Here is a 26,027-nt window from a genome sequence, read left to right on the forward strand (position 1 = left end):
AGAACGGGCGATCACGTTCCGCAGCGGGGGGACTGCGGGGTCAGGCGGTGGGCTCGGCCCAGGCCAGCTGGACGATCTCGAGGCCGCGGTCGCGGGTGACGAGCTGGGCGCGACCCGCCTGCGCCGGCTTCGGCCGTGCGCCGCCGATGAGCGGACCCTCCTCGGGGGGACCCGACAGCAGCAGACCGGGCTGGGCGAGGTCGCGCAGGGTCTGCAGCACGGGGTCGTAGGCCGCGCGCGCCGCACCGCCGGCGCGCCGCGCGACCACGACGTGCAGGCCGACGTCGCGTGCCTGCGCCAGCAGCGGCACGAGCGGGGCGAGCGGCGACTGCGACTGCGGCGCCACCAGGTCGTAGTCGTCGACGAGGACGAACGCCTCGGGCCCGCTCCACCACGACCGCTCGCGCAGCTGCTCGGCCGTCACGTCGGGGCCGGGGATCCGGCCCTGCAGGAACTGCGCCAGCCCGTTGACGACGGGCTCGAGCTGCGCCGCGCTCGACACGTACTCCATCCGCCACTCGTCCGGCACCTCGCCGAGCAGGGAACGTCGGTAGTCGACGACCACGAGCTGCGCCTCGCGCGGCCCGCGCGTGCGCATGACCTCACGGGCGTAGGCGCGCAGGAAGGCGCTCTTGCCGGAGCGGCCGTCGCCGTAGAGCAGCGCGTGCGGCTCGGCGTCGAGGTCGAGGCCGACGGGTGCCAGGTCGCGCTCGTCGACGCCGACGAGCACCCGACGGTCACCCTCGCCGAGCCTGGCCAGCTCACGCACCCGCTCCAGCGAGATCCGGTCCGGCAGCAGGCGCAGCTTCGGGCCGCCCTCGCCCCAGGAGTCCCTGACGCGGGTGACCAGGTCGACGACGGCGGGGCCGAGGTCGCGCGCCTCGCCCCGGCCGTCGAGCCGCGGCAGCGCCGCGAGGAAGTGGTGCTTGGTCGTCACGAGACCGCGACCGGGGCGCTCGGCGGGCACCAGCTGCGCGACCTTGCGGTCGACCTCGGAGTCCGTCGGGTCACCGAGGCGCAGCTCCAGCCGCGTGCCGAAGACGTCGCGCATGGCGGCCCGGAAGTCGCCCCACCGACCCGCCGAGGCGAGCACGTGCACGCCGAAGGTCAGACCACGCTGCGCGAGCGACTGCAGCTCCATCTCGAGCATGTCGAAGTCCGAGCGCAACGTGCCCCAGCCGTCGACGACGAGGTACACGTCGCCGTAGCCGTCGTCGGCCTGGCCCTCGCGCCGACGGGCCCGGTACGTCTCCACCGAGTCGATGCCGTGGCGCCGGAAGTACGCCTCGCGACGGTCGATGATGCCGCTGACCTCCGCGTGCACGCGACGCACGACGTCGGGCTCGGCCCGCGTGGCCACGCCCGAGACGTGCGGCAGGTCGGTGAGGCCGGCGAACGTGCCACCGCCGAAGTCGAGCACGTACACCTGGCTGTCGCGCGGCGACGACGACAGCGCGATGCTGGCGACGATCGTGCGCAGCAGCGTGCTCTTGCCGCTGCGCGGACCGCCGACGACGGCGGCGTGGCCGCCGGCACCCGAGAGGTCGATGACGAGCTGGTCGCGACGCTGCTCGCGTGGCCGGTCGACGGTGCCGATCGGGACGCGCAGACCACCGTGGGCGCGCCACGTGGCCGAGAGCATGCCGCCGCCGTCCGTGGGCGTGAGGTCGCCGAGGAGCCCGTCGAGGGTGTCGGGCACGTCGAGCGGCGGCAGCCACACCTGGTGCGCGAGCGGCCCGCGACCGTGCATGGCGTCGACGGCGATGTCGAGCACCGAGGCCGACGACGTCGAGGCGGGCACCGGGGCGGGCGCAGGACCGTCGTCGGCGGGTGCCAGCTCGGTCGGGGCGAGCACGTGGGAGGCGGTGAACGGGAGGATCGCCCGCGCCTGCGAGCGCGACTCGTCCTCGCCGATGCTGGCGCGCCGCGGCGGCGGCCCGGAGACGTACGCGGCCTTGAACCGGACCATCTCGCCGTCGGCCTTGAGGTACCCCAGGCCCGGCACCGACGGCAGCTCGTAGGCGTCGGGGACGCCGAGCACCGTCCGCGACTCCGCGGCGGAGAACGTGCGCAGGCCGATCCGGTAGGACAGGTGGCTCTCGAGCCCGCGCAGGCGGCCCTCCTCGAGGCGCTGCGAGGCGAGCAGGAGGTGGATGCCGAGCGAGCGGCCGAGGCGACCGATGGCGACGAAGAGGTCGATGAACTCCGGCTTCGCCGCGAGCATCTCGCTGAACTCGTCGACGACGATGAACAGCGACGGGAGCGGGTCGAGCGGCTCGCCGGCGGCGCGCGCCTTCTCGTAGTCGCGCAGCGAGGCGTAGTTGCCCGCGCGGCGCAGCAGCTCCTGGCGGCGGACCATCTCGCCGGAGATCGCGTCCTGCATGCGGTCGACGAGGTCGAGCTCCTCCTCGAGGTTCGTGATCACCGCCGCGACGTGCGGCATGTCGGTGAGTCCGGCGAACGTCGCACCGCCCTTGAAGTCGACGAGGACCATGTTGAGCTGCTCGCTGGAGTGCGTGAGCGCGAGTCCGAGCACGAGCGTGCGCAGCAGCTCGGACTTGCCCGAGCCCGTCGCGCCGATGACGAGCCCGTGAGGACCCATGCCCTGCTGGGCGGACTCCTTCAGGTCGAGGTGCACGGGAGCGCCCGTGGGTCCCACCCCGATCGGCACGCGGAGCTGGTCGCGCGCCGGCCGGGACCGCCACCCGTCGGCGACGTCGAGCGTGCGGACGTCGCCGAGCCCGAGCAGGTCGGTGAGGTCGGGCGTGGTCGACGTCGCGTCCTCGCGGACGGGACCCTCGGTGCTCGCCAGCGGCGCGAGGCGGCGCGCGAAAGCCTCGGCGCTCTCCCGGTCGAGCTGGTCGGCGTGACCCTTGACGGGCTCGTCGTGGCGCCGCCAGGCCGTGACGCCGACGGCGCCACGGACGGCCTGCACGAGCTCCAGCCGCAGCCGGGTCGGGTCCTCGAGCTCGCCCCAGGACTCGGGGAGCTCGATCACGGTCATGCCGTGGACACCCTCCTCGGGCACGAGGTGGTTGCCCGGCGGCAGCGCCGGACCGTCGACCACGAGCAGGACGTGCGGACCCTCGACCGGCTGGTCGGCGCCGAAGCGCGGCCGGTCGACGACCTCCTGCGGCAGCATCGCGGCGAGGTCGTCGAGGGAGGAGGCGATCATCCGGGCGGGGCCGACCGCGTCGCTCTCGCGCTCGCTGTGCGCGTGCGGGAGCCACTTGACCCAGTCCCAGTCGCGTGCGGCGTCGTCGTCGGCCAGGACCGCGACGACCAGGCCCTGCGGGGCGTGGAACGCCGTGGCCTCGCAGACGAGGGACCGGGCGAGCGCGCGCACGTGCTCGACGGAGCCGAGCAGCTCCACGCGGCTGAACGCCGAGAGGTCGATGGCGGCGGGCAGGTCGGGCTGCGCGCGGTGCACGGACAGCAGCCGGTGCAGCGCGGACGCGCACACCGGGTCGACCTGGTCGATCGACGTCGTGGTGGGCGGCACGAGCTCCAGCGCGAGCGGCTGGGTCGAGGTGCCGTAGCGGACGTGGAGGGCGTGCGGGTCGTCGGCCGGACGCTCCCACAGACGGCTGCCCTCCTCGGCCACGGCGGCCAGGGCCGACGGCGAGGGGTGCAGCCAGGTGAGGCCGTCGCGCTGCGCGTCGGCAGCTGCCCGCACGCGGGCCCGCACGGTCGAGAGGTACTGCAGGTACTCGCGGCGCGACCCGCCGACCTGCGTCCGGCGCTGCTTGAGCTGGCGCTCGACGCTGACGGCCACGAAGCCGAGGGTCGCGAGGAGGAACATGCCGGCGGCGATGAAACCGCGCGCACCGCCGCCGCTGGAGGCCACGAAGACGATCGAGCCGACGCTCGCCAGCATCGGCAGCGCCATCATGAGCGCGCCGCCGATGCCCTCGTGCGGCGCCAGCTCCGGGGGCGGGTCGAGCTCCAGGGCACCCTCGGGCACCCGGGGCGGCTCGACTCGACGTCCGCGCTGCAGCGTGGTGGCCACACGACCTCCTGGTGGGTCTCGGGGAGGGGCACGGCGCCCCCGCCGCACGATCGTAGCCGCGCCCGACCCCCCGGACGGGCCGTTGATCGGTCACACTGTCCCCGAAGGGGGTCGCATGAGCGAGAGCACCGCGCTGGCCACGATCCGGCTGAGCGTCGTCGGAGACGCGGGTCGGGTCGACCTCGCCGTGCCCCGGTGGGCCGATGTCGGCGCCGTGGCGGCAGGGTTCCGCGACCAGACGGGCAGCGGTCCGGTGCTGCTGAGCACCGCCACCGGACGCGTCCTCGACCCGACGACGTCGGTGCACGCCGCGCGTCTCGAGCACGGCGACCTGCTGGTCGCGGTCGACGCCGACGCCGCTCCCGTGAGCACTGCCCCGACGGGTCGCGGGTCGCGCGGCCGACGCGCCCAGCCCGTCCCCCACACCCCCGCCCAGCCCGTCGTCGCTGCACCGACCGCCCGAGCCGCGAGGTCCACGACGGGCTCCGTCGTCGCCCGGCTCGCCCCGGCCGCCGTGGCCGTGGCCGGTCTGCTCGCCGCCGCGGCCGGCGCCCTGGCAGGTGGCCCCGCCGCGGACGCCGCCTCCGGCGCGCTCGCGCTCGTCGTCCTCGCCGTCGCGGGGGTCGTCGCCCTCCGCGTGCCGGCCGGTGCGCACGACCGCGCCTGGCTCTCCGTCGTGCCGCTGCTCCTCGCCGCGGCCGTCGTCCTGCAGCTCCCGCCCGGCCAGGCCGGCGCGACGACGCTGGCCGTGACGGTGGCCGGCCTGGCCGTGGCGTGCGGCAGCGCCGCCCTGCGCGCGGCGGTGCCGGGCGTCGCGGACGAGGAGCTGGCGGTCCAGCTCGTCGCCGGCGTCGGTGTCGCGCTCGTCGCAACCGTGTCGTTGCTGCCGGACTGGTCGACGACCACCCTCGCCGCCCTCGTCCTGCTGGCGGCCGTGCTGGGCGCGCGCCTGCTTCCGTCGTTCGTCGTGGACGTCCCGGACCACGTGCTCGTGGACCTGCAGCGGCTCGCCGTCACGGCGTGGACCGCGCGCGAGCAGCCGCGCCGCTCCTTCCGCGGCGTCGTCCGGGAGGACGACGTGCGCGCGGTCGCGCTGCGTGCGCTGCGGCTCGTCGGCGCCGCCACGGTCGTGTGCTCCCTGCTGGTCGCGGCCAGCGGTGCCTGGCTGCTCCTCGCCCCGGCCGACGGCGCCCGCGACGTCGGCGCCACCCTGGTCTGCGCCGCCACCGGCGCCGCCCTGGTGCTGAGCGGTCGCACCCTGCGCGCCACGCAGGCGCGCCGCTGGCAGCGCACCACCGGCACCGCGCTCCTCCTGGCGACCGCCGCGTCGTTGCTGCTCGAGGTGGGCGACGACGCCCGCGTCGCCGGCGCGACCGTGGCCGTCCTGCTCGGGCTCGTCCTCGCGCTCGTGGCCCGCTCGGCCGGTCGGGGTTGGACCTCCGTGTGGTGGTCGCGCAGCGCCGAGATCGCCGAGGGCCTGGCGTTCGTCGCCGTCGTCGGCGCGTTTCCGCTGGTCAGCGGCCTGTTCGACTGGATGCGCGTCCTCACGTCGTCCTGACGGGCGGCGGCTCACGACGGCCTGGCGGCGGCTCTCCCGTCCTCGAGAACGGGATAGTCAGAACTGACCAGATGTCCTAGTCTTGTCGTACCAGCATCGACGAGCCCGTGCCACGACCGTGCCCACGGGGAACCGGGAGGACGAACGATGAGCGAGCTCAGCCGCGAAGAAGGCGCGATCACCCGCGCCGCCGAGATGGTCCGCAGCGCCCACGGCGACCTGACCCGCGAGGTCAACTCCATGCCCCAGCGCCTCTCCACCAAGGGCGCCTGGGAAGGCGGCGGAGCCGCCGGGTTCACCAACCTCATCACCGTCTGGAACACCGAGACCGACAAGATCGTGCGCGCCCTCAACGACTTCGAGGCCAACCTCACCGGCGCCGACGTCACCTACACCCAGACCGACGACGTCCAGGTCGACACCTACTCCCAGATCTCCTCGCGCCTCGGCGGCTGAGACCACCCCACACCCACCCACCTGAGAGTCAGGAGCACCCCATGAGCAGCACCGGACGCCTCGCCGTCAACTTCGGCGGCCTCGACGGCATCTCCGGCGAGATCTCCGCCGCCGTCTCCGCCCTGCGCGGCCGACTCGACCGCCTCGAGTCCGAGCTCGCCCCCCTCAAGGCCGACTGGACCGGTGAGGCATCCGCCGCCTACCAGAGCGCCAAGGCCAAGTGGGACCAGGCCATCAACGACCTCAACGCCACCCTCGCCCAGACCGGCACCGCCGTCTCGGACTCCGCAGCCGACTACCGCCGCGCCGAGAACGCCAACCGCGCCTCCTTCGGCGGCTGATGGGCACGCCGGACGGGTCCGGCGGCGGCAGCGCCGTCGAGCTCGACATCGAGGGACTGCGCCAGGTCGGCAAGAACACCTCCGAGCTGGCTGCCGAGGCGCTCGCGGCGCAGCAGACCGTCGAGAGCACGAAGGGCGAGGCGTCCATGTACGGCCAGTACCCGGCCGCGCAGGCGCTCGCCCAGCACCACGACAGCGTCGCGACCGTCTTCGCGACGACGCTCGGCGCCCTCCAGCAGGAGATGGACGAGTTCGGTCTCGCGCTCACGACGGCGGCCGACAACTACGCCGACACCGACGACGGGGTGCAGGGCGCGATGGCCTCCATCGCGACCCGCTTCGCGGGAAGCGCATCGTCGACGACAGACTCCTTCAACAACGCGCTCGCCGACCAGGGGACGGACCTCCTCGACCCCGACGCGGTGGACGTCGACCTCGACACCCTGGCCCAGAGTGACTCGGAGATCCTCCAGGACGTGGCCGCCGAGCTCGGCGGCGACACCGGCGCGACGGTCGACGAACAGATCGCCACCTCGAGCGGATCGGACACCGGCGACCTGTGAGACGTCTGGCGCGGGTCCTGGCAGCGTCGGCACTCCTGGTGCCGACGCTGCTGGCGCCTGCCCCGGCCACCGCGGCACTCGCCCGCTTCTCGGCGGACGACGCCTGGTGGTTCAAGGCCATGCACGTCGGCGAGGTCCACCAGAAGTACACCGGCAAGGGCGTCAAGATCGCCGTCATCGACGCATCGATCGACCTCTCCGTGCCCGAGCTCCGCGGTGCCGACGTGCGGCTCGGGCCGTCGATCACCGGCAGGAAGTCGGTGTCCGTGCCCCGCGCCGGGGAGGCGAACCACGGCACCGCCATGACCGTGCTCATCGCCGGCCAGGGCAACGGCGGCGTGACCGGCGTCGCCCCCGATGCGCAGGTCACCTTCTACCAGGCGAACCGCGATCCCTACGAGGACAGCATCGGCACCCCTGCGGCCCTGATCAGCCAGGCCGCTCGCGACGGTGCCGACATCATCAGCATCTCGCTCGCCGGCGGCAGCACCGAGAACGACGCGGCCGTCGAGGACGCCATCGACGCCGGCGCCGTCGTCGTCGCCGGTGCCGGACGCGCGGGACGTCCCAGCGTCAGCTATCCCGCAGCGTCCCCCGGTGTCGTATCGGTGGGTGCTCTCAGCTCCGCCGTCGAGCCGTGGGCCGAGCAGCCCGGGCAGAGCGAGAACGCCACCGGCAGCCTCTCGATCGTCGCGCCGGGCGTCGAGGTGCCGGCCGGCGGCATGACCCCCGAGAAGCGCGGTGCCACGTGGGTGCCGGGCTACGCGCGCACGGGAACCTCGCCTGCGACGGCCATCACCGCCGGGGCGCTGGCGCTGGTCAAGCAGAAGTATCCCGACGCCACCGGCAACCAGCTGGTCCAGCACCTCATCCACACCACCGGACGCGCCGACGGCAAGCCGTTCTACGGCTGGCGTCGCGCTTGGGGCTTCGGCACCGTCGGGCTGCGCAACATGCTCGCGAAGGACCCCACCGGCTGGCCCGACGAGAATCCCCTCATGAAGGGTCCCGTCAACGCCATCGAGACCTATCCGCTGTCCGTCTACCGCGACCCCGACGACCCGACGTCACCCACCGAGACCACCCCGTCCGCAAGCCCGACGACCGCCGACAGCAGCCCGGCCGCCGCCGAGCCGAGCACCAGCGACTCCTCTTCCCCGGTCCCGTGGGCCGTGGGCGCGGCGGCGTTGCTGGTAGTCGTCACGGCCGGCGTGCTGGTGGCCCGTCGACGCACCCGATCCTCCGAGGAGGCCTGAACCATGGGACCGAACGAGAGCAAGCTGCGCCAGGTCGAGAGCGCCATCCCCGGCGCCCTCACCGGCAAGGCCATCGACTGGGACGCCGCCAAGACCAAGCTCGACGCACTCCGCACCGAGCTCACCACGGCGCAGCAGCGCGCCCGAGAGACCTGGACCGAGGGGTCCGACGCCGAGGCCGCCGACGCCGCGTTCACGCAGAAGCTGCAGACCCTCGAGACGATGCAGACCAAGCTCGAGCAGACCGCCGCAGGGATGCGCGCCGGTGCCGAGGCCCTCTCGACCGCGCGCTCGGACCTGCAGAACCTGCCCGAGATCTCCCCCGCCCCCGGTGCGAGCCCCACGAGGCCGGGTGCCGACGCGAGCGACGCGGACGTCGAGGCCTACAACACCGCCAAGAGCGAGCACGACAGCGCCGCCTCGAGCCACGCCACCTCGATGGAGCGACGCGAGAACGACGCCGCCGCTGCCCTCACGCGGCTCGACGCCGGCCTGGCCGCCGCCCAGAAGATGCTGGCGATCGCCGCCCCCCTCGACACCGACACCATCGACGCCTCAGGACCGAGCGGCCCGTCGTCGACACCGCCCCGTGGCGCCGGCCCCCTGTCGGGCACGCCGGTCGTGGGCGGCACGACCGCGGTCAGCGCGATGGCCTCGGCGGCGACGATCGGTCGTGGGCCGCGTGGCACCAACCCCACGCTCGTCTCGCCCGTCAAGAACGGCAGCACCGGCGACGGTGACGGCCGCGGCGACGGTGACGGCGACGGTCTGACCGACCTCGACAACGGGCTCACCGACGGCGGCTCGTCCCTCGGCCAGGCCGGCGGCATGGGTGCCGGCGGGATCGGCGGTGCCGCGGGAGCCGCGGGTCTGCTGGGTGCCGGCAAGGGCATCCTCGCCAAGGCCGCCGGTGCGGCCAAGGGTGCCGCGTCGTCCGCTGGCGGAGGATCGGGCCGCACTGCCGGCATGGCGAAGGGCTCCACTCTCGGGTCCTCCTCCTCGCAGTCGAACGCCCGCGTCGCGAACCCGGCCAGCCAGTCCAGCGCCCGCCCGTCGGCCTCCCAGGCCGGCCGCGCCGGCGCCCAGCCGTCACGCTCGGCCACGGGCACCGGCAGCCGCTCGGGCGCAGGCACCCGCGCCGGGCAGTCCGAAGGGGCCGGTGCCGGGCGGGGTGGCGCCGCCAACCAGGCAGGACGCGCCGGCAACACCGCCGGACGCAGCGCCAGTGGCGCGGGACGCGGTGCGAACGGCGCGGGACGCGGTGCGAACGGCGCGGGCCGTGGCGCCAACGGCTCGGCCAGCCGCTCCGGCGCAGGCGCCGGCGGCCAGGGCCGACGCAACCGCGACGAGGACGAGACGACGCAGGACCACCTCGCGTTCGACGACGACCAGTGGCTGGACGACGACGAGACGTCACCCGGCGTGCTGTCCTGACGTCGACGAACCACACGGTCCAGGCTCCGGAAGGCTACGGAGCAGGGACGGCGACGATCGTCACACGTCCCGACGACCGTGATGTGGGACGTTCCCCCCGATCTGACTAGTCGAATCGGACCAGGTGACCTAGTCTTTTGCCACCAGCATCGACGAGCCCGTGCCACGACCGTGCCCACGGGGAACCGGGAGGACGAACGATGAGCGAGCTCAGCCGCGAAGAAGGCGCGATCACCCGCGCCGCCGAGATGGTCCGCAGCGCCCACGGCGACCTGACCCGCGAGGTCAACTCCATGCCCCAGCGCCTCTCCACCAAGGGCGCCTGGGAAGGCGGCGGAGCCGCCGGGTTCACCAACCTCATCACCGTCTGGAACACCGAGACCGACAAGATCGTGCGCGCCCTCAACGACTTCGAGGCCAACCTCACCGGCGCCGACGTCACCTACACCCAGACCGACGACGTCCAGGTCGACACCTACTCCCAGATCTCCTCGCGCCTCGGCGGCTGAGACCACCCCACACCCACCCACCTGAGAGTCAGGAGCACCCCATGAGCAGCACCGGACGCCTCGCCGTCAACTTCGGCGGCCTCGACGGCATCTCCGGCGAGATCTCCGCCGCCGTCTCCGCCCTGCGCGGCCGACTCGACCGCCTCGAGTCCGAGCTCGCCCCCCTCAAGGCCGACTGGACCGGTGAGGCATCCGCCGCCTACCAGAGCGCCAAGGCCAAGTGGGACCAGGCCATCAACGACCTCAACGCCACCCTCGCCCAGACCGGCACCGCCGTCTCGGACTCCGCAGCCGACTACCGCCGCGCCGAGAACGCCAACCGCGCCTCCTTCGGCGGCTGACCCACCACCTCCTCCCCGCCAGGTCGCGTCCGCGGCCTGGCGGGAACTCCTGTCCGACCGACCGCACGAGAGCCGAGACCATGCACCCGCAGCGCCCCCGGAGTCGCCCATGACCACGACCGAGGCCGGACCCACCGGCCTGGTCCGCGTCACGGTGCGCACTGACGAGCGCAGCGCCGACCTCGCCCTGCCGTCGGCCGTGCCCGTGGCCGAGCTCGTGCCGGAGATCGCCCGCACGCTCGGTGCCCTCGACCCCACCACGTCGCACCGCGGCTTCGTGCTGCACCTGAGCGACGGCCGTGAGCTCTCCTCGACGAGCGGCCTGACCTTCCAGCACGTGCACGACGGCGCGGTGCTCGTGCTCGCTCCCGCGCCCGACGGCCGCCGTCGCGTCTACGACGACGTCGTCGAGGCGATGGCCGACGTCGTCGAGTCCACGACCTCCCCCTGGGCGCCGACCGCAGCCCGCCGCACGGCCCTCGTCGCCGCCACGGCGCTGCTCGCCCTCGGGGCCCTGACCATCAGCCTCGAGCGACCCAGCGTCGTCGCCGGCGCCCTCGCGGGCGTGGTCGCACTCGTGCTCGTCACCGCCGCGATCGTGCTCGCCCGGCTGGAGGGCGAGCCCGAGGTCGCCCTGGTCCTGGGCTGGAGCGCCACCGTGTTCGCCGCCGTGGGTGGCTTCACCGCGCTCGACGAGCCCGGCCTGCTGGGCTGGCCGCTCGCCGCCGCCGGCGGCGGGGCCGCGGTCGCCGCGGCCCTGGCGCTCGTCGGGACCGTGGAGCGACGGGTGCTGCTCGCGCCCGGCCTGGTCGTCGGCGCGCTGGTGGCGATGACCAGCTCCATCGTCGCGTCCACCGACATCGGGGCCGCGGAGGCGTACCTGACGCTGCTCGCCGTGCTGACCATCCTCTCCAGCCTGCTGCCCGCGCTGTCGCTGACGCTCGTCGGCGGCTCGGCCACCCAGCCGCAGGACCCGACCGTGGAGGTCGAGGACCCCGACGAGGTCTCGATCGACCAGGTGCGGTCCAGCGCCGCCACCGGCCACAGCATCTTCCTGGCCCTCACCGCGTCCATCGGCGTGCTGCTCCTGCTCGTCGCCCCCCTCGCCGTCACCCTCGGGGTCACCGGTGCGCTGGCCACGGTGTGCGTCAGCGTCGTCCTGCTCGCCCGCACGCGTCAGCTGCGCTCCGGCACCGAGGTCGGCGTCGGGCTCGCCGGCGCCGGCGCCGGGCTGCTCGCCGTCGCGCTCAGCGTGCTCGTGCTCCAGCCCGAGTGGCGCCTGGAGCTCGTCATCGTCCTCGTCGTCGCTGCCGCGGCCACCCTCGTGGCCACGCTGGTCCGCTCCGAGGAGTCGGTCGTGCGCGGCCGTCTCGTCGAGGTGGTCGAGCTCGCGTCACTCGTCGCCCTCCTCCCACTCCTCGTCATCGCGGTCGGCATCGTCGCCGCCGTCCGGTCCTGAACTACCAAGGAGACACCTCATGAAGCTGCGCCAGGCCACCTCCGGGGCCGCCCTCACCGTGGGCGCCGTCCTGCTGTCCTTCTCGCTGCCCCAGCTGGCGTTCGCCGCGGACACCGACACCACGGCCGACGCGACCGCCCGCGCGGCCACCGCGGACGCGGCCGCCCTCGCCGACGGCGACTGCGACCTGCTCGTGAACCCGCTCGACCCGGACTGCTTCCCCATCCTCGACCCGGACCCCGAGCCCACCATCCCGGTGCCCACGATCCCGGTGCCGACCATCCCCACCCCGGACCCGGAGCCCACGACGCCCGAGCCGACCATCCCCACGCCGGACCCTGAGCCGACGACCCCGCAGCCCACCACGCCCACGCCCACCATCCCGACGCCCGGCGGTGGCAACGGTGGCAACGGCGGTGGCAACGGGGGCGGCAACGGCGGTGGAGTCGGCAACGGCGGCGGCGGCAACGTCTCCGACGGCGGCGCGGTTGCCCCGGGCCTCGGCAACTCCGTGCCGCAGGGCCTGAGCGGCCTCGACTCCTCGCTCGGCGGACTCGTCGCGTCGGGCTCCGGCGCTGCGGCCACGCCCCGCGGCGAGGAGCTGCCCGCCACGGGTGTGGAGGACGGGCTCAACCTGCTCGCCGCTCTGGGCGCCGTCTTCCTGCTGATCGGTGGCGTGCTCCTGCGTCGGCCGTACTCGGCCCGCCACCGTCTCGTCTGACGGATGGCGAGCAAGCGTGACCTGGTCGAGGCGCACTCCTTCAACCGCCGTCGCCTCGTCACGGCGTTCCTGAGCGGTGCCCCGGGCGGACGGGAGGTCGAACCCGTCCGCTACGGGCGCACGCTCGCCGGCGGCATCGTGCTGGCAGCCCTGCTGGTGGCCGGTGCCGCCGTCGCCGGCGTGCTCAAGCCCGCCGTCGGCGACGGCTGGCGCGAGAACGGCCTGGTCATCGCGAAGGACAGCGGCTCGCGGTTCGTGCAGTACGAGGGGACGCTGTTCCCCGTCATCAACATCACCTCGGCCCGGCTCGCCCTGGCGGGCCAGGACCAGGTGAAGGTCTCCTACGTCCCCGACGACGTGCTCGTCGACGAGCCGAAGTCGCAGCCCGTCGGCATCCCCGGCGCCCCCGACTACCTGACCCCCGCGTCGCTGCTCGTGCAGGACCGGTGGAGCGCGTGCACCAACGAGCAGGGTGGGCTGACGGTCGACGTCAGCGACACCCCGGGGACCCAGCGTTCGAGCCAGGACTCGCTGCTCGCCCGCGACACGAAGGACCGGCTCTGGCTCGTGTCGGGGTCCCGGCGCTACGCCGTGCCGGCCGGCCGGCTCGGCCAGTCGGTGCTGCGCGGCGTCGGGGTCGGGCAGGACGACCCGTTCCCGGCGTCGGACGCGTGGCTGCAGCTCGTGCCCGAGGGCACGTCGCTCGCCCCGTTCACCGTGCCCGGTTCAGGCAGCCGCTTCAGCGGGAGCACGGGGGTGTCCGGTCTCGACGTCGTCGGCACCCCGGTCTCCGTCGACGGCACGGGCTACGTGCTCGGCCGCCGCGGCCTCGTGCAGCTCAGCGACTTCGCCTACGCCGTCTACACCGCGACGAGCCGGCTCCCCGAGCAGCAGGTCGACGTCGGCGACGTGCAGTCCGTCCCGGCGCAGAGCGCGTCGGGCGTCGTGCCCGGCGACTGGCCCACCGAGCTGCCCGCCCAGAGCGACGACCGACGGCCGTGCCTGCAGCTCGTGGCCGGCGAGGACGGCGCCACCAGCACGCCGGTGCTGGCCGAGGCCACCCGCGACGAGGCGCGCGCCACGGGCGCCCAGCGTCTGGTCCGCGTCGAGCAGGGGCGCGGGGCGCTGGTGCGCTCGACGACCCGCTCGCGTGCGAGCACGAACGACACCACCTTCCTCGTCGACTCCCGCGGGACCCGGTTCGCCATCGGGCCGAAGGACCAGGTGCCCACCGTCCTGCGGGCGCTCGGCTACGAGTCGGTCGAGCCGATCGCCACGCCGCGCGCGTGGGTCGAGCTGTTCGCCAGCGGCCCCGAGCTCTCGCTCGCCGCGGCCGTGCAGGCGGCCGACGGGGCGAAGCAGTGACGCTGCGCCTCCCGCACGTCGTCGCCGGCGCGGCCCTGCTGCTGACCACCCTGACGCCGCTCGCACCGGCCGCGGCCGTCGACCAGCCGCCCGACGCGCAGGAGGGACGCTGCGAGGTGGGTCGCACCCAGCTCGTCTCCGACCCGACCGCGATGACGAACGTGCGCGACGCCGGCTTCCCCGACGCCTGGCGCGAGGGCACCGGCAAGGGCGTCCGGGTCGCCGTGGTCGACACCGGGGTCGACACCCGCAACCAGCACCTGGGCTCGGGCGTGGAGCCCGGTCGCTCCTTCATCGGCGGCCGCGCCACCGAGGACCCCTACGCCCACGGCACGGCCCTCGCCGGCATCATCGCGGCCCGCCGCGCGTCGGGGTCGGTGCTCATCGGGGCCGCGCCCGAGGCCACGATCGTGCCGGTCCGCGTGCTCGGCGAGGGCAGCACCACGGCCGACGTCGCCGCCGGCATCCGGTGGGCGGCCCAGCAGGGCGTCGACGTCATCAACGTCTCGCTCACGACGGGCTCGTCCGACAAGGACCTTCCGGCCCTGCGTCGAGCCACCGAGCTCGCCCTGCGCAGCGGCGCCATCGTGGTCGCGGCGTCGGGCAACACGCAGGAGGACGCCCCCTTCACCCAGGTGCAGTACCCGGCCGGCTTCGACGGCGTGGTCGGCGTCGCGGCGACGAACGCCGCCGGCGCCGTCGACGACTGGAGCGTGCACGGCCCGCACGTCGACGTCGCCGCCCCGGGAGCCAACGTGCTCACCGCGTTCCGCTCCAACGGCGACTGCCTCGTGGGCCTCGACCACCCGTACACGAGCTACGCCACGGGCTACGTGAGCGCCCTGGCCGCGATGCTCGTCCAGCGCTTCCCCGACGACTCGCCCCGCCAGGTGGTCAACCGGCTTCTGGCCACGGCGGACCGACCGGTCGAGGACCAGCGCGACGACACCCGCGGCTGGGGCACGATCCAGCCCGTCGCCGCCATGACGAGCACCTCGAACGCCGCCCCAGGCACGGCTCGGGCGGCGTCGGCTCCGCAGGACACGAAGATCCTGCCGACGGTCGCCGGACGCGACCCGCTCGACGACACGCGCCACCAGCTGGCCTGGTGGCTGCTCGGCGCCGCCGGTGCGACCGCCGTGGCACTCGTCCTGGCCCCGTGGGCCCGACGTCGACGCCGCCTCACCTCGCGCTGAGCCCACCCTCGGACGTCGCGCCGGCACCGCGACGGGTGACCAGCAGCACCACCGCCGCCGCGAGCGCCGACAGCGAGCACACCGCCCACACCGTCAGGTAGCCCGACAGCGGCGCGTGCCCGAGCGCAGGATCGTCGATCGAGCCGGTCGAGGCGAGAGCGATGGCGAACACCGCGGAGGCGATCGCGCCGCCCACCGTCTTCGTCGCGTTGGTCATGCCGGTGGCGAAGCCCGTCGCGTGCGCCGGTGCTGCTGCCGCCGCGGCGGCCGGGAGCGCGGCCACCAGCAGGCCCGACCCGACCCCGGCGACGCCCATGTTCGTGAGCGTCTGCCCCGCGCTGTCGTGCAGGGGGAGGAACAGGCCGTAGCCGACACCGACGAGCGTGCAGCCCACGACCATCGCGACGCGCGGGCCGAGCAGGCGGGCGAGCAGCGGCAGCGACAGCGCGCCGACCACCATGGTGACGACGTAGACGCCGATGAGCGTCGAGACGAACGCCGCCGAGGCGCCGAGGCCGAAGCCCGCGACGTCGGGGTCGGTCCGCGCGAACGTCGACAGCGGGATCTGCGCGCCGAGCACCGACATCCCGAACAGGAACGCCGTGAGCTGGACGGGCCACTGGGCGCGCAGGGCGAAGGTGCGCACGTCGATTAACGGCGCGACCGTGCCGTCGGCCTTCTCGCCCAGCGCCCGCTCGAACCGCACGAGCCCGGCGAGCGCCGCCAGCGAGAGCGCGACCAGGAGCCACGGGACGGGCGACCCGGCGCCGAGCAGCCGGATGGCGATGAGCCCGCCCATCAGCAGGCCGAGCGTGACCGTGAGCCAGCCCAGTCCCGCGTAGTCGTAGCCGCCCGAGGCCTGCCCGCGGTCGCGCTCGACCCCGAACCAGACGACGAGCAGGCAGGCCGTCACCGCGACGGCGGGGAGGCACAGCAGCACGGTCATCGACGTCGCCTCCACGAGGGCGCCTGAGGTGAGCGCGCCGACGATGACGCCGGCCTCGAGCGCGGCCACCAGGAACGCCGCGGCACGACGCGTCGTGCGGTGCTGGTCGACCCGGCCGGCGGTGCGACGGTGGATGATCGCCACCTCGACGGGCAGCCACACCACGTAGGCGCCCTGGAGCGCCCAGCCGACGAGGAACGTCGAGAAGCCCGGCGCGAGGGCGAGCGTCCACGACCCGACCGCGGTCACGGCCGTCGACAGCAGGAGCACGTTGCGGTGCCCCCAGAGGTCGCCCAGCCGCGCCAGCAGGGGCACGGCGAGCGCCGACAGCACGAGCTGCGCGGCCTCGAACCAGTTGACGTCGGCGTCGCGGATGCCGAGGTGACGGGCGATGTCGGAGAAGATCGGGGTGTAGAAGCCCTGCAGGACGCCGCTCACGACCTCGACGGCCACGAGGAAGCCGACGACGGACCAGAGCGAGCGGTGCAGCGTCGCGGTCGCGGTCACGTCACAGGCCCTTCAGGAGCGCCACGTACCAGTCGACGCCCTCCAACCAGGCCGCCACGTGCACGTGCTCGTCGTAGGAGTGGATCGACGCCCGCTGCTCCTTGCTCATCCGCAGCGGCGCGAAGCGGTACACACGGGGGCAGATCGCGGTGAAGGTGCGGCTGTCGGTGCCGGCCATCATCACGTAGGGCGTGACGACGGCGTCCGGGAACACGGCACCGACCGTCCGTTCGAGCAGGGCGAACGCCCCCTGCGCCTCAGGCTCGGTGGTGGGCGACAGCGGGCTGGGCTCGTTGGCCTCGACGACGTCGACGACCACCTCGCCGTCGTCCACCGCGGAGCGCACGTGCTCCAGCGCCGCGGCGACGCTCTCGCCGGGCATGATCCTCAGGTTGACCTCGGCGCGCGCCCGCGCCGGGATCACGTTGTGCGCGGGCGCACCCTCGAGCGTGGTCGCGACCATGGTGGTGCGCGCCATCGCCGCCGTCTCCGGACCGGCGGCCACGAGCGCGCGACCGAGCACGGCCGACGGGGTCCGCGTGGCGCCCGCGAGCAGCGCGCGCAGCGGGAGGGGCAGGTGCCCGGCGAGCCGGCGGAGCAGGTCGACGGTGGGACCGGGCACGTTGACCCCGAACTGCTGACGATCGAGCCGCCACAGGGCCCGACCGAGCCGCGCAGCGGGTGCGCGGGTCGGGGGCGTGGACGAGTGCCCGCCTCGTCCGGTGACCGTGAGCGAGAGGGTGGTCGTGCCCTTCTCGGTCGAGCCGATGACCGCGACGGGGGCCGACACGCCGGGGAACGCCTGCCCGGCGACCGCGCCCCCCTCGTCGAGCACGAACCACGGCTCCACCCCGCGACGGGCCAGCTCGGCGACGGCAGCCGGCGCCGACGGGCCCGACACCTCCTCGTCGGCCCCGAAGGACAGCCAGACGTCCTGCGCCGGCTCGAAGCCGTCGGCGAGGAGCCGTTCGACGGCCGTGCAGATCGCGACGAGCTGGCCCTTGTCGTCGAGCGTGCCGCGCCCCCAGACGGCCGGACCGTCGGGCGTCTCGACGACGTCGGCGGCGAACGCGTCGTGCGTCCACGGGTCGTCCGGGGTCACAGGGACGACGTCCTGGTGGGCCATGAGCACCACGGGACGGTCGGCCGAGGTGCCGGCCCAGCGCCACAGCAGCGCCCGCGGGGCGGCGTCGCCGAGGTCGACGCGCTCGAGCTGCGCGTGCAGGAGCGGGAAGTGCTCGGCGAGCAGCTCGTGCAGGCGCGCGAACGGCTCGGGGTCGGTGAGCGCCGGGTCGCGGTCGGCCACGGTGGGCACGCGGATCGCCGCGCGCAGGATCTCGACGTCGGGGTGCACTCCCCGACGCTAGCCCCTCCCCGGGTCCACCCCACTCCCCCGAACCCTCCCCACCCCGCTGAGCGTGACGTTCGCGGGGTCACGACGCCGGAATCACCCCGCGAACGTCACGCTCAGCGGGGAGGGGGCGGGAAGAAGAGGGTCAGAGGGCGAGGACGCGCCCGGCGACGACGAGGAGCACCTGGTCGCACTCGGCGGCGAACCGCTGGTTCACGACGCCGAGCAGGTCGCGGAACACGCGGCCCGACCGGTGCTCCGGCACCACGCCCATCCCGACCTCGTTGGTCACCAGCACGACGGTGCGCGGCGTCCGGGCGAGCGCCGACGCGGCGGCGTCGACCCTCGCCATCAGCACCGGCTCCCAGTCCTCGCGGATCGCGTCCCACGCGTCGAGCTCGTCGAGCTGGGCGGTGAGCCAGGTGCCCAGGCAGTCGACGAGCACGGCGGTCTCGTCCCCACCGGCGGCCCCGCCGTCCTCGATGGCCGCGACCAGGTCGGTGGTCTCGAGCGTGACCCAGTGCGACGGCCGCCGGTCCTGGTGCCGGACGACGCGCTCGGCCCACTCGGGGTCGTCGTCGGGGTCGGCCGGCGGTCCGGGTGCCACGTAGACGACCTGCTCGTGCGCCACCACCAGCGACTCCGCGTGGAACGACTTGCCCGACCTGACCCCGCCGGTGACCAACGCCTTCATGCTTCGACGATACGCCCGCCGCGAGACCGCCCGGAGCCACTGACGTCCACCCGCCGCGCGAGTGCGCGGCGGGTGGACGTCGCGGTCAGGAGCACCGGGGCGGCAGCACGCTGCCCGACGTGTAGACGGCGCTGTAGCTCGCCCAGCCCGCCTTCCCCGTGCTGGTGTTGCGGGCGTACACCCACCAGACGCCGTTGTCGTTCTGGCGGCTGCAGTGCACGTCGATCCCCTGGTTGGGGTACCCGCGGCCGACGATGGTGCAGTCGTTGTAGCCGGCGGTGCGGATGGCGGTGCCGTCGCCCCAGCTGAACGTGCCGGTGCTGATCAGGTCCGGGTGGACGTCCCACCGGGGTGCGGTGCAGTCGTTGGCGGCGGCCGCCGGTCCAGCCGTCGTCGGTCCGACGGCGACGAGTGCTCCCACCGCCATGGCCGCTGCGCCTGCAAGTCTCATCGATCGCTTCATGGTGAACCCCTTCTCCTGGGACGCCCACGGGCGACCCCCCGATGAGGCGGCCGGTGTGACCTGCCTCACAGCGCACCGTACGCCTGAACCGTCCGTCCGTCGAGAGCCTGAGCCGATGGGCGGGTGCAGGCGTCCGGCCCGCAGTCCGCGGCCCCCGACACACCTCCGGAGGACCGGTGCCGCGTGCACCGCTCGCCGACGGACCGGCACCGCTCGGCGCGACTCAACGTACGCAACTGGCGTGACCCGGGTCACGCATGGTCGGATGGATCGGCGCGCCGGCCCGTCCCGCCGACCGGCGCCCGAGTCCTGTCCTGCTGCACCTCCCCGGGAGACCCATGAGCACCCGCACCCCGACCGCCCCGCAGCCCACCGGCACCGGAGGTGGGGACAGTCGGATCCGCACCATCGTCGTCTGGTCGGCGGTCGCCCTCGTCGGCGCCGTCTGCTGGGCCGTCCTCGCGCTCTCGCGCGGCGAGGACGTGTCGGCGCTGTGGATCCTGTTCGCCGCGCTGTCGTCGTACGCCATCGCGTACCGCTTCTACTCGCGGTTCATCGCGCGCAAGGTCCTCGAGGTCGACGACACGCGCGCGACCCCGGCCGAGCGCCTGGAGAACGGCGTCGACTACGAGGTGACCGACCGCCGGGTGCTGTTCGGCCACCACTTCGCCGCCATCGCCGGCGCCGGTCCGCTCGTCGGTCCTGTCCTCGCGGCGCAGATGGGCTACCTGCCCGGCACCATCTGGATCATCGTCGGCGTCATCCTCGCCGGCGCCGTCCAGGACATGGTCGTGCTGTTCCTGTCGATGCGCCGCGACGGCAAGAGCCTCGGCCAGATGGTGCGCGACGAGATCGGCGTCGTCGGCGGCACGGCGGCGTTGATCGCCGTCTTCGCGATCATGATCATCATCCTCGCGGTGCTGGCGCTGGTGGTCGTGAACGCGCTCGCGGAGTCGCCGTGGGGCGTCTTCTCGATCGGCCTCACCATCCCCATCGCGCTCTTCATGGGCTTCTACCTGCGCTACCTGCGGCCCGGTCGCGTCCTCGAGACCACCGCCATCGGCGTCGTGCTCCTGCTGCTCGCGATCGTCGGCGGCGGGTACGTCGACCAGCTGGGCCTCGGCGACGCGCTCACGCTCAGCAAGGAGCACCTCGTCATCGCGCTCGTCGTCTACGGCTTCGTCGCGTCGATCCTGCCGGTCTGGATGCTGCTGACACCGCGCGACTACCTCTCGACGTTCATGAAGATCGGCGTCATCGTGCTGCTGGCCGTCGGCCTGGTCATCGCCGCGCCGACCCTGCAGGCCGACGCGGTCACGAGCTTCGCCGTCGACGGCGACGGTCCGGTGTTCGCGGGCAAGCTGTTCCCGTTCGTCTTCATCACCATCGCCTGCGGTGCGCTGTCGGGCTTCCACGCACTCATCGCGTCCGGCACGACGCCGAAGATGATCGCCAAGGAGAGCCACGTCCGGATGATCGGGTACGGCGGCATGCTGATGGAGTCGTTCGTGGCCATCAGCGCGCTCATCGCGGCCGTCGTCATCGACCAGGGCCTCTACTACGCGATGAACGCCCCCGCCGGCGCGACCGGCGGCACGCCCGAGGGCGCGGCGGCGTTCGTCAGCCAGCTCGGCTTCACGATCACGCCCGGCGACCTCACGGCGGCAGCGGCGTCGATCGAGGAGTCGACGCTGGTGTCGCGGACGGGCGGCGCGCCGACCCTCGCCTTCGGCCTCTCCCAGGTCTTCCACGAGGCGTTCGGCGGCAACCTGCGGGCCTTCTGGTACCACTTCGCGATCATGTTCGAGGCGCTGTTCATCCTCACCGCCGTCGACGCCGGCACCCGCGTCGGCCGGTTCATGCTGCAGGACACCATCGGCAACGTCTGGTCCCGCTTCGGCGACGTCTCGTGGCGCCCCCGCCGCGTGGGGTGCGAGTGCCGTCACGGTGGGCGCGTGGGGCTACTTCCTCTACATCGGCATCAGCGACCCGCTGGGTGGCATCAACCAGCTCTTCCCGCTGTTCGGCATCGCCAACCAGCTGCTCGCCGCCATCGCCCTGACGCTCTGCGTGACCCTGCTGCTCAAGCACGGCAAGCTGAGGTGGGTGTGGGTGCCCGGCATCCCGCTCGCGTGGGACCTGATCGTCACCATGACGGCGAGCTGGCAGAAGGTGTTCAGCGACAACCCCGCCATCGGCTACTTCGCCCAGGCCGACCGGTACCGCGAGGCACGGGACGCCGGCGACGTGCTGGCGCCCGCGGCCGACGCGGGCCAGATGGACCAGATCATCCGCAACTCCACGACGAACGGCGTCATCCAGGCGGTGTTCGCGCTGCTCGTGATCGTGGTCGTGGCGAACGCCGTGGTGATCTGGGTGCGCGCGGTCCGGGCCGGGTCGCTGCCCACCACCGAGGTGCCGCACGTGCCGTCGCAGATCGTCGCACCGGCCGACTTCGTCGCGACCCGCGAGGAGAAGGAGGCGGTCGCCGCGTGGGAGGCCGAGCGGGGCGAGCTGACGAGCCCGCGGGGTCACCGATGAGCCGGTTCGCCCGCTTCCGCCGTCTCGTGCGTGAGTTCACGGGCGAGGCGGCGTGGGACGACTACCTCGTGGCGTGCGAGCGCGACGGCGTCGAGCCCACCACCCGCCGCGCCTTCGAGCGCCACCGCGCCGACCGGGTCGAGCACGCGCCCATGGCGCGCTGCTGCTGACCCGCCCCACGCGCGCGTTGACGTGGGGCCCCACGCAGACGCGCAGATCGGGCGCACGTTCGCGGTGGGCGGAGCCTGTTCGCGTGGGGCCCCACGCAAACAGGCGGTCCGGGCGGGGGTGCTCGCCGGGCGCGGACGGGGTGCGCGACCGCGGGCGGCGGCCGACGATGGACGCATGAGCGAGCGCTACCCCGACGAACGCATCGAGACCAGCCGCGTGGTGAAGGCGTCCGCCGACACGATCTTCGCGGTGCTGCGCGACCCGTGGGGTCACGTCGCGATCGACGCCTCCGGCATGCTCCAGTCGGTCGAGGGCGACCTCGTCGCCGCGGTCGGCGACCGGTTCCTCGTGCACATGGACCGTGAGTCCTACGGCGACATCCCCGACCTCAAGGAGTACGACGTCACGGTCGTCATCGAGGAGTACGAGCCCGACCAGCTGGTCACCTGGTCGATCATCGGCCGGGTGCGCCCGCCGATCGGGCACCGCTGGGGATACCGGCTGGAGCCCGTCGACGGCGGCACGCGGGTCACGTCGGTCCTCGACTGGAGCCACGCGCGGGACGAGTGGAAGGACCGGTTCCCGATCGTCGACGAGGACGGCCTCAAGGCCACCCTCGGGATCCTGGAACGGGCGGCGCGGCTCGGGTACGTCCGCGGCTCGTAACCGCGCCGCAACCCCGCTGGGCTTGCGCCCACCCGCCCGTGCCACCACGATCGACGGAACACGCGATCGGGAGGGACCGCATGAGCGACCAGATCACGAACGCATCCGGGGGTTCCGGGCAGCAGGAGGAGCTGAAGCGCTCCATCACGGGACGTCTCCTGTTCTTCTACGTGCTGGGCGACGTGCTCGGCTCCGGCATCTACGCCCTCATCGGCGTCATGGCGTTCACGGTCGGGGGCGCGTTCTGGCTGTCCTTCGTCATCGGCGTCACCGTCGCCCTGCTCACCGGCTTCGCCTACGCCGAGCTCATCACCAAGTACCCCCAGGCGGCGGGGGCTGCGCTCTACACGCACAAGGCGTTCGGCAACCGGTTCCTCACGTTCATGGTGACGTTCTGCCTGCTGGCCGCGACGATCGCCGCCGCGGGCACGCTGGCGCGCGTCTTCGGTGGCACCTACTTCCAGTCCTTCGTCGAGGGCGCGTCGGTCACGCTCGTCGCGATCATCTTCATCGTCGCGCTGTCGCTGCTGAACTTCCGCGGCATCACCGAGTCGGTGTGGACCAACATGGTCATGACCCTGATCGAGACCACCGGGCTGCTCATCATCCTCGCGGTCGGGGTGGTCGTGCTGGCCGAGGGCGACGCGAACCTGCAGCAGCCGTTCGAGCTCAACGAGGGCAACCCGACGCTCGTCGTGCTGGGCGGGGTGGCACTCGCGTTCTTCGCGATGACGGGGTTCGAGAACGCCGCCAACATCGCCGAGGAGACGCAGGACCCGAGCCGGACCTTCCCTCGCGCGCTGCTCGGCGGCATGACCCTCGCGGGCGTGCTCTACATGGTCATCGCGTTCATCGCGTCGATGGTGGCGCCCCTCGACGAGCTCACCGCGAACAAGGGGGAGGACGGCAGCCTGCTGACCGTCGTGCAGAACGGCCCGATCCCGGTGCCCGAGCTCGTCTTCTCGGCGATCGCGCTCGTGGCCGTCACCAACACGACGCTCGTCTCGCTCGTGGCGCAGTCGCGCATCATGTACGGCATGGCGCGCCAGGGCATCGTGCCGCGGATCTTCGCCCGCACCCACGCCACCCGCCGCACCCCGTGGGTCTCGATCGTCTTCACGGCGGCCCTCGTGTGCGTGCTGCTGGCCGTGGCCGACGTCGACCGGCTGGCGACGGTGACCGTCCTGTTCCTCATCGTCGTGTACGGCATGGTCTGCCTCGCGGCCCTCAAGCTGCGCGGGACGCCCGTCGAGCACGAGCACTACTCCGCGCCGGTCGTCATCCTCGTCGTCGGCGTCGTCGCCAACGTGGCGATCCTCGTGCACACGATGATCGACGACCCGGGCTCGATCCTGTGGTGCGGCGCGATCGTCCTCATCGGCGTCGTCATGTACGGCGTCAACGCCTTCGCGATGCGTCACCAGCCGCAGGCCCTCGACCCCACCGACCTGTCCGGCTAGCCTCACCCGCAACGACACACCCAGGAGAAGCCCATGCACGTGCTCGTCGCCACGGACGGCTCGAAGCAGTCGCTCCAGTCCGCCACGTACCTGCGCCACGTCGTCGACGCCGACAGCGTCACGAAGGTCAGCGTCGTCGCCGTCGTCAGCCCGCTCGCCGCCGTGCCGTTCGCGGCCGAGGGCAGCGCCGACGGCGGCGTGGAGCTGTCGTTCCGCCGCGAGGCCGAGCAGGCCACGCTCAAGGTCGCCGAGGCGCTCGACGGCTGGGGACCGCCCGTCAGCACGCACGTCTACAGCGGCGCGCCGGCGAACGAGATCATCAAGGCGGCCAAGCGGTTCGACTCCGGCCTCATCGTGCTCGCCAGCCAGAGCACCCGCACCCAGGCGGTGCTCATGGGCTCGGTCTCGCACAAGGTCCTGAACCAGGCCACCTGCCCGGTGCTCGTGCACCGTCCGGGTCCGAAGCCGGCGCGCAAGCCGGTGCGCCGGGCCGCGAAGAAGGCCTGACCCTCGCTGAGCCGGGGGTCCCGCCCGGCTCAGCGCGACCGGGGCTGACGGTGCAGCCACGGCCCGAGCAGCCGGGTGACCCACGGCAGCAGCACGTACGTCATGAGCGGCGTCATGACGCAGACCGTGATGAGCACGCGGAGGGGCAGCCACACGTCGGCCAGGTAGTGCACGCCGATCTCGTTCGTCACGACGCTCAGCGGGAAGAAGACGATGAAGATCGAGACCATCTGCTTCCACCGCGGCGGCGCGACCGGGACCGAGCGCAGGTCCTCGAGGTCGACGCGGGACGGGTCGTCGAACCAGCCCTCGATGCCGGTGCGACGCTCGAGCCGGGTCTCGTCGGCGATGCCCTGGGCGCTGTCGAGCCACCACCGGCGCTGCCGCGACGACATCCAGACGTCGAGGTCGGCGTCGCTCGCGAAGCGGAACAGCATGTGCCACTCCCCCGACGTCGGCGACGTCCGCACCCAGCCCGATCCGAGGAAGCCGTCGAAGCGCTCCGCCAGCTCGGAGCCGGCCCGCAGCCACGCGACCATCTGGTCCTCGTGCGCTGGGTCGACGTGCCGCGTCACCGACACGGTCACGGGGACGGGAGAGGGGGCGTGCTCGCTCATGCCCCCAGACTAGGAAGTCGGTGCCGCCGCCGTCGCATCCGCCGGCGCCCGCCGCTGGGTGACGATCTCCACACCGGCCCACGCGACGGCCACGACCGCCCAGCCACCCACGACGTCGAGCAGCCAGTGGTTGCCCGTCCCGACCACGACGAAGGCCGTGACGAGGGCGTGCGCCCAGCCGAGGGTGCGCCAGACCCGACCGACCCCGGCCGCGGTGAGGGCGAGCGCGACCCACAGCGCCCAGCCCGCGTGCAGCGACGGGAAGGCCGCGAGCTCGTTGGTCAGGTCGCCCATGCCGCGCGGGGCGGACGCGTCGGACCCCCACCAGCCCGCGGCCGAGTGCAGGGCGAGCACGTCGGTGTAGCCCTCGACGAAGCGTGGCGGGGCCATCGGCACCGTCAGGTAGCAGGCCAGCCCGGCGAGCGAGGCCACGACGAGCGACGTCCGCGCACGGCCGTACAGCCAGCGGCGGCGGACGAACAACCACACGAGGACGACGGCGGTGACCACGTAGTGCGCCGTGGCGTACCAGTAGCTCGACGCGACCGCCACGAGGTCGTGGTGCACCACCCAGGTGTTGACGGCCTGCTCGACGTCCAGGTGCCAGGCCTTCTCGAGGCCCAGCAGGTCCTTCGCACGGTCGAGCGCCGCACCGCGGTCGTCGGAGGCGAGCATCCGCGAGGCGCTGTAGCCGACGTAGAGCACGGCGATCAGCGCCACCTCCAGCACCACGGCGCGGAACCCGAGGCGCGTACGGGTGCCGACGGGAGTGAGGCTCATGGCCCCACTATGGCGTGAACCGCCCCGCGTGCACCTCGGGGACGTCACCCATCGGTCACCCGTACGTCACCCTGAGGCCGCCCCGGCGACCTCGCCCGCCACCGTCGGCAGTCCCG

Annotated in this window: 24 protein-coding genes and 1 pseudogene; 18 read left to right on the forward strand and 7 right to left on the reverse strand. The window is 73.5% G+C overall.

The window, feature by feature from the left end:
* Nucleotides 1–40 precede the first annotated feature (40 nt).
* Complete coding sequence (gene eccCa / locus QE370_RS03045; protein WP_309633381.1) at nucleotides 41–4,009, reverse strand: type VII secretion protein EccCa; 3,969 nt, start codon at nucleotides 4,007–4,009, stop codon at nucleotides 41–43.
* Between the two features lie 115 nt (nucleotides 4,010–4,124).
* Between eccCa and QE370_RS03050 the strand changes: the two genes are divergently transcribed.
* From QE370_RS03050 to QE370_RS03105, 12 genes are all read left to right on the forward strand, one after another.
* A complete protein-coding gene (locus QE370_RS03050; protein WP_309633382.1) occupies nucleotides 4,125–5,567 on the forward strand; it encodes a hypothetical protein in 1,443 nt (480 codons plus the stop codon).
* 147 nt (nucleotides 5,568–5,714) lie between these two features.
* On the forward strand, nucleotides 5,715–6,023 hold the full coding sequence (locus QE370_RS03055; protein WP_067860351.1) for a WXG100 family type VII secretion target: 309 nt from the start codon (nucleotides 5,715–5,717) through the stop codon (nucleotides 6,021–6,023).
* 41 nt (nucleotides 6,024–6,064) lie between these two features.
* Complete coding sequence (locus tag QE370_RS03060) at nucleotides 6,065–6,364, forward strand: WXG100 family type VII secretion target (RefSeq protein ID WP_253027290.1); 300 nt, start codon at nucleotides 6,065–6,067, stop codon at nucleotides 6,362–6,364.
* The gene (locus QE370_RS03065) at nucleotides 6,364–6,927 is read left to right on the forward strand and encodes a hypothetical protein (protein WP_253027289.1); all 564 of its coding nucleotides are present in this window, start codon (nucleotides 6,364–6,366) and stop codon (nucleotides 6,925–6,927) included. Before QE370_RS03060 ends, QE370_RS03065 begins: the two co-directional genes overlap by 1 nt.
* The gene (locus QE370_RS03070) at nucleotides 6,924–8,183 is read left to right on the forward strand and encodes a S8 family serine peptidase (RefSeq protein ID WP_309633383.1); all 1,260 of its coding nucleotides are present in this window, start codon (nucleotides 6,924–6,926) and stop codon (nucleotides 8,181–8,183) included. Before QE370_RS03065 ends, QE370_RS03070 begins: the two co-directional genes overlap by 4 nt.
* A gap of 3 nt (nucleotides 8,184–8,186) precedes the next feature.
* A complete protein-coding gene (locus QE370_RS03075; RefSeq protein WP_309633384.1) occupies nucleotides 8,187–9,617 on the forward strand; it encodes a hypothetical protein in 1,431 nt (476 codons plus the stop codon).
* Between the two features lie 200 nt (nucleotides 9,618–9,817).
* Nucleotides 9,818–10,126, forward strand: coding sequence for a WXG100 family type VII secretion target (locus QE370_RS03080; protein ID WP_067860351.1), 309 nt, complete (start codon nucleotides 9,818–9,820; stop codon nucleotides 10,124–10,126).
* Nucleotides 10,127–10,167: 41 nt separating this feature from the next.
* A complete protein-coding gene (locus QE370_RS03085) occupies nucleotides 10,168–10,467 on the forward strand; it encodes a WXG100 family type VII secretion target (RefSeq protein WP_253027290.1) in 300 nt (99 codons plus the stop codon).
* 109 nt (nucleotides 10,468–10,576) lie between these two features.
* Complete coding sequence (gene eccD, locus QE370_RS03090) at nucleotides 10,577–11,926, forward strand: type VII secretion integral membrane protein EccD (RefSeq protein WP_309633385.1); 1,350 nt, start codon at nucleotides 10,577–10,579, stop codon at nucleotides 11,924–11,926.
* Nucleotides 11,927–11,945: 19 nt separating this feature from the next.
* Entirely contained in the window at nucleotides 11,946–12,647 is a 702-nt protein-coding gene (locus QE370_RS03095; protein WP_309633386.1) for an LPXTG cell wall anchor domain-containing protein, read from the forward strand.
* A gap of 3 nt (nucleotides 12,648–12,650) precedes the next feature.
* On the forward strand, nucleotides 12,651–14,012 hold the full coding sequence (eccB, locus tag QE370_RS03100) for a type VII secretion protein EccB (RefSeq protein ID WP_309633387.1): 1,362 nt from the start codon (nucleotides 12,651–12,653) through the stop codon (nucleotides 14,010–14,012).
* Nucleotides 14,009–15,208 (forward strand): S8 family serine peptidase, encoded by a 1,200-nt coding sequence (locus QE370_RS03105; RefSeq protein ID WP_309633388.1) that lies wholly within the window; start codon nucleotides 14,009–14,011, stop codon nucleotides 15,206–15,208. The genes eccB and QE370_RS03105 overlap by 4 nt, the downstream gene beginning before the upstream one ends.
* Here the strand turns inward: QE370_RS03105 and QE370_RS03110 are convergent.
* The 4 genes from QE370_RS03110 to QE370_RS03125 all read right to left on the reverse strand — a co-directional run bounded on the left by QE370_RS03110 (nucleotide 15,195) and on the right by QE370_RS03125 (nucleotide 19,169).
* Nucleotides 15,195–16,661 (reverse strand): MFS transporter, encoded by a 1,467-nt coding sequence (locus QE370_RS03110; protein ID WP_309633389.1) that lies wholly within the window; start codon nucleotides 16,659–16,661, stop codon nucleotides 15,195–15,197. The two genes, QE370_RS03105 and QE370_RS03110, sit on opposite strands and share 14 nt — an antisense overlap.
* 1 nt (nucleotide 16,662) lies before the next feature.
* The gene (locus QE370_RS03115; protein WP_309633390.1) at nucleotides 16,663–18,015 is read right to left on the reverse strand and encodes a M20/M25/M40 family metallo-hydrolase; all 1,353 of its coding nucleotides are present in this window, start codon (nucleotides 18,013–18,015) and stop codon (nucleotides 16,663–16,665) included.
* Nucleotides 18,016–18,157: 142 nt separating this feature from the next.
* Entirely contained in the window at nucleotides 18,158–18,706 is a 549-nt protein-coding gene (gene cobU, locus QE370_RS03120; protein WP_309633391.1) for a bifunctional adenosylcobinamide kinase/adenosylcobinamide-phosphate guanylyltransferase, read from the reverse strand.
* 85 nt (nucleotides 18,707–18,791) lie between these two features.
* Nucleotides 18,792–19,169 carry a hypothetical protein gene (locus QE370_RS03125; RefSeq protein WP_253026276.1) on the reverse strand — a complete coding sequence of 126 codons (378 nt, stop codon included), beginning with the start codon at nucleotides 19,167–19,169 and terminating at the stop codon, nucleotides 18,792–18,794.
* A 338-nt stretch (nucleotides 19,170–19,507) separates the two neighbouring features.
* On the opposite strand from QE370_RS03125, the pseudogene QE370_RS03130 reads away from it, so the two are divergent.
* From QE370_RS03130 to QE370_RS03155, 6 genes and pseudogenes are all read left to right on the forward strand, one after another.
* Nucleotides 19,508–21,010, forward strand: a pseudogene (locus QE370_RS03130) (carbon starvation CstA family protein); the annotation flags it as partial.
* Between the two features lie 106 nt (nucleotides 21,011–21,116).
* A complete protein-coding gene (locus QE370_RS03135; protein WP_309635225.1) occupies nucleotides 21,117–21,710 on the forward strand; it encodes a carbon starvation CstA family protein in 594 nt (197 codons plus the stop codon).
* On the forward strand, nucleotides 21,707–21,880 hold the full coding sequence (locus tag QE370_RS03140) for a CstA-like transporter-associated (seleno)protein (RefSeq protein ID WP_253026280.1): 174 nt from the start codon (nucleotides 21,707–21,709) through the stop codon (nucleotides 21,878–21,880). Before QE370_RS03135 ends, QE370_RS03140 begins: the two co-directional genes overlap by 4 nt.
* Nucleotides 21,881–22,055: 175 nt before the next feature.
* On the forward strand, nucleotides 22,056–22,547 hold the full coding sequence (locus QE370_RS03145) for an SRPBCC family protein (RefSeq protein ID WP_309633392.1): 492 nt from the start codon (nucleotides 22,056–22,058) through the stop codon (nucleotides 22,545–22,547).
* A gap of 80 nt (nucleotides 22,548–22,627) precedes the next feature.
* The gene (locus QE370_RS03150) at nucleotides 22,628–24,007 is read left to right on the forward strand and encodes an APC family permease (protein WP_253026284.1); all 1,380 of its coding nucleotides are present in this window, start codon (nucleotides 22,628–22,630) and stop codon (nucleotides 24,005–24,007) included.
* 33 nt (nucleotides 24,008–24,040) lie between these two features.
* Nucleotides 24,041–24,514: a universal stress protein gene (locus QE370_RS03155; RefSeq protein ID WP_309633393.1), complete on the forward strand. Its 474-nt coding sequence runs from the start codon at nucleotides 24,041–24,043 to the stop codon at nucleotides 24,512–24,514.
* Nucleotides 24,515–24,543: 29 nt separating this feature from the next.
* Here QE370_RS03155 and QE370_RS03160 read toward each other — a convergent pair whose 3' ends face one another.
* Together QE370_RS03160 and QE370_RS03165 are read right to left on the reverse strand one after the other, a co-directional pair.
* Entirely contained in the window at nucleotides 24,544–25,131 is a 588-nt protein-coding gene (locus QE370_RS03160) for an antibiotic biosynthesis monooxygenase (RefSeq protein WP_309633394.1), read from the reverse strand.
* Nucleotides 25,132–25,140: 9 nt separating this feature from the next.
* Nucleotides 25,141–25,911 carry a phosphatase PAP2 family protein gene (locus QE370_RS03165; protein WP_309633395.1) on the reverse strand — a complete coding sequence of 257 codons (771 nt, stop codon included), beginning with the start codon at nucleotides 25,909–25,911 and terminating at the stop codon, nucleotides 25,141–25,143.
* Nucleotides 25,912–26,027: the final 116 nt, after the last annotated feature.

Origin of the sequence: Aeromicrobium sp. SORGH_AS_0981 (assembly GCF_031453195.1) — a bacterium.
GTDB lineage: Bacteria > Actinomycetota > Actinomycetes > Propionibacteriales > Nocardioidaceae > Aeromicrobium.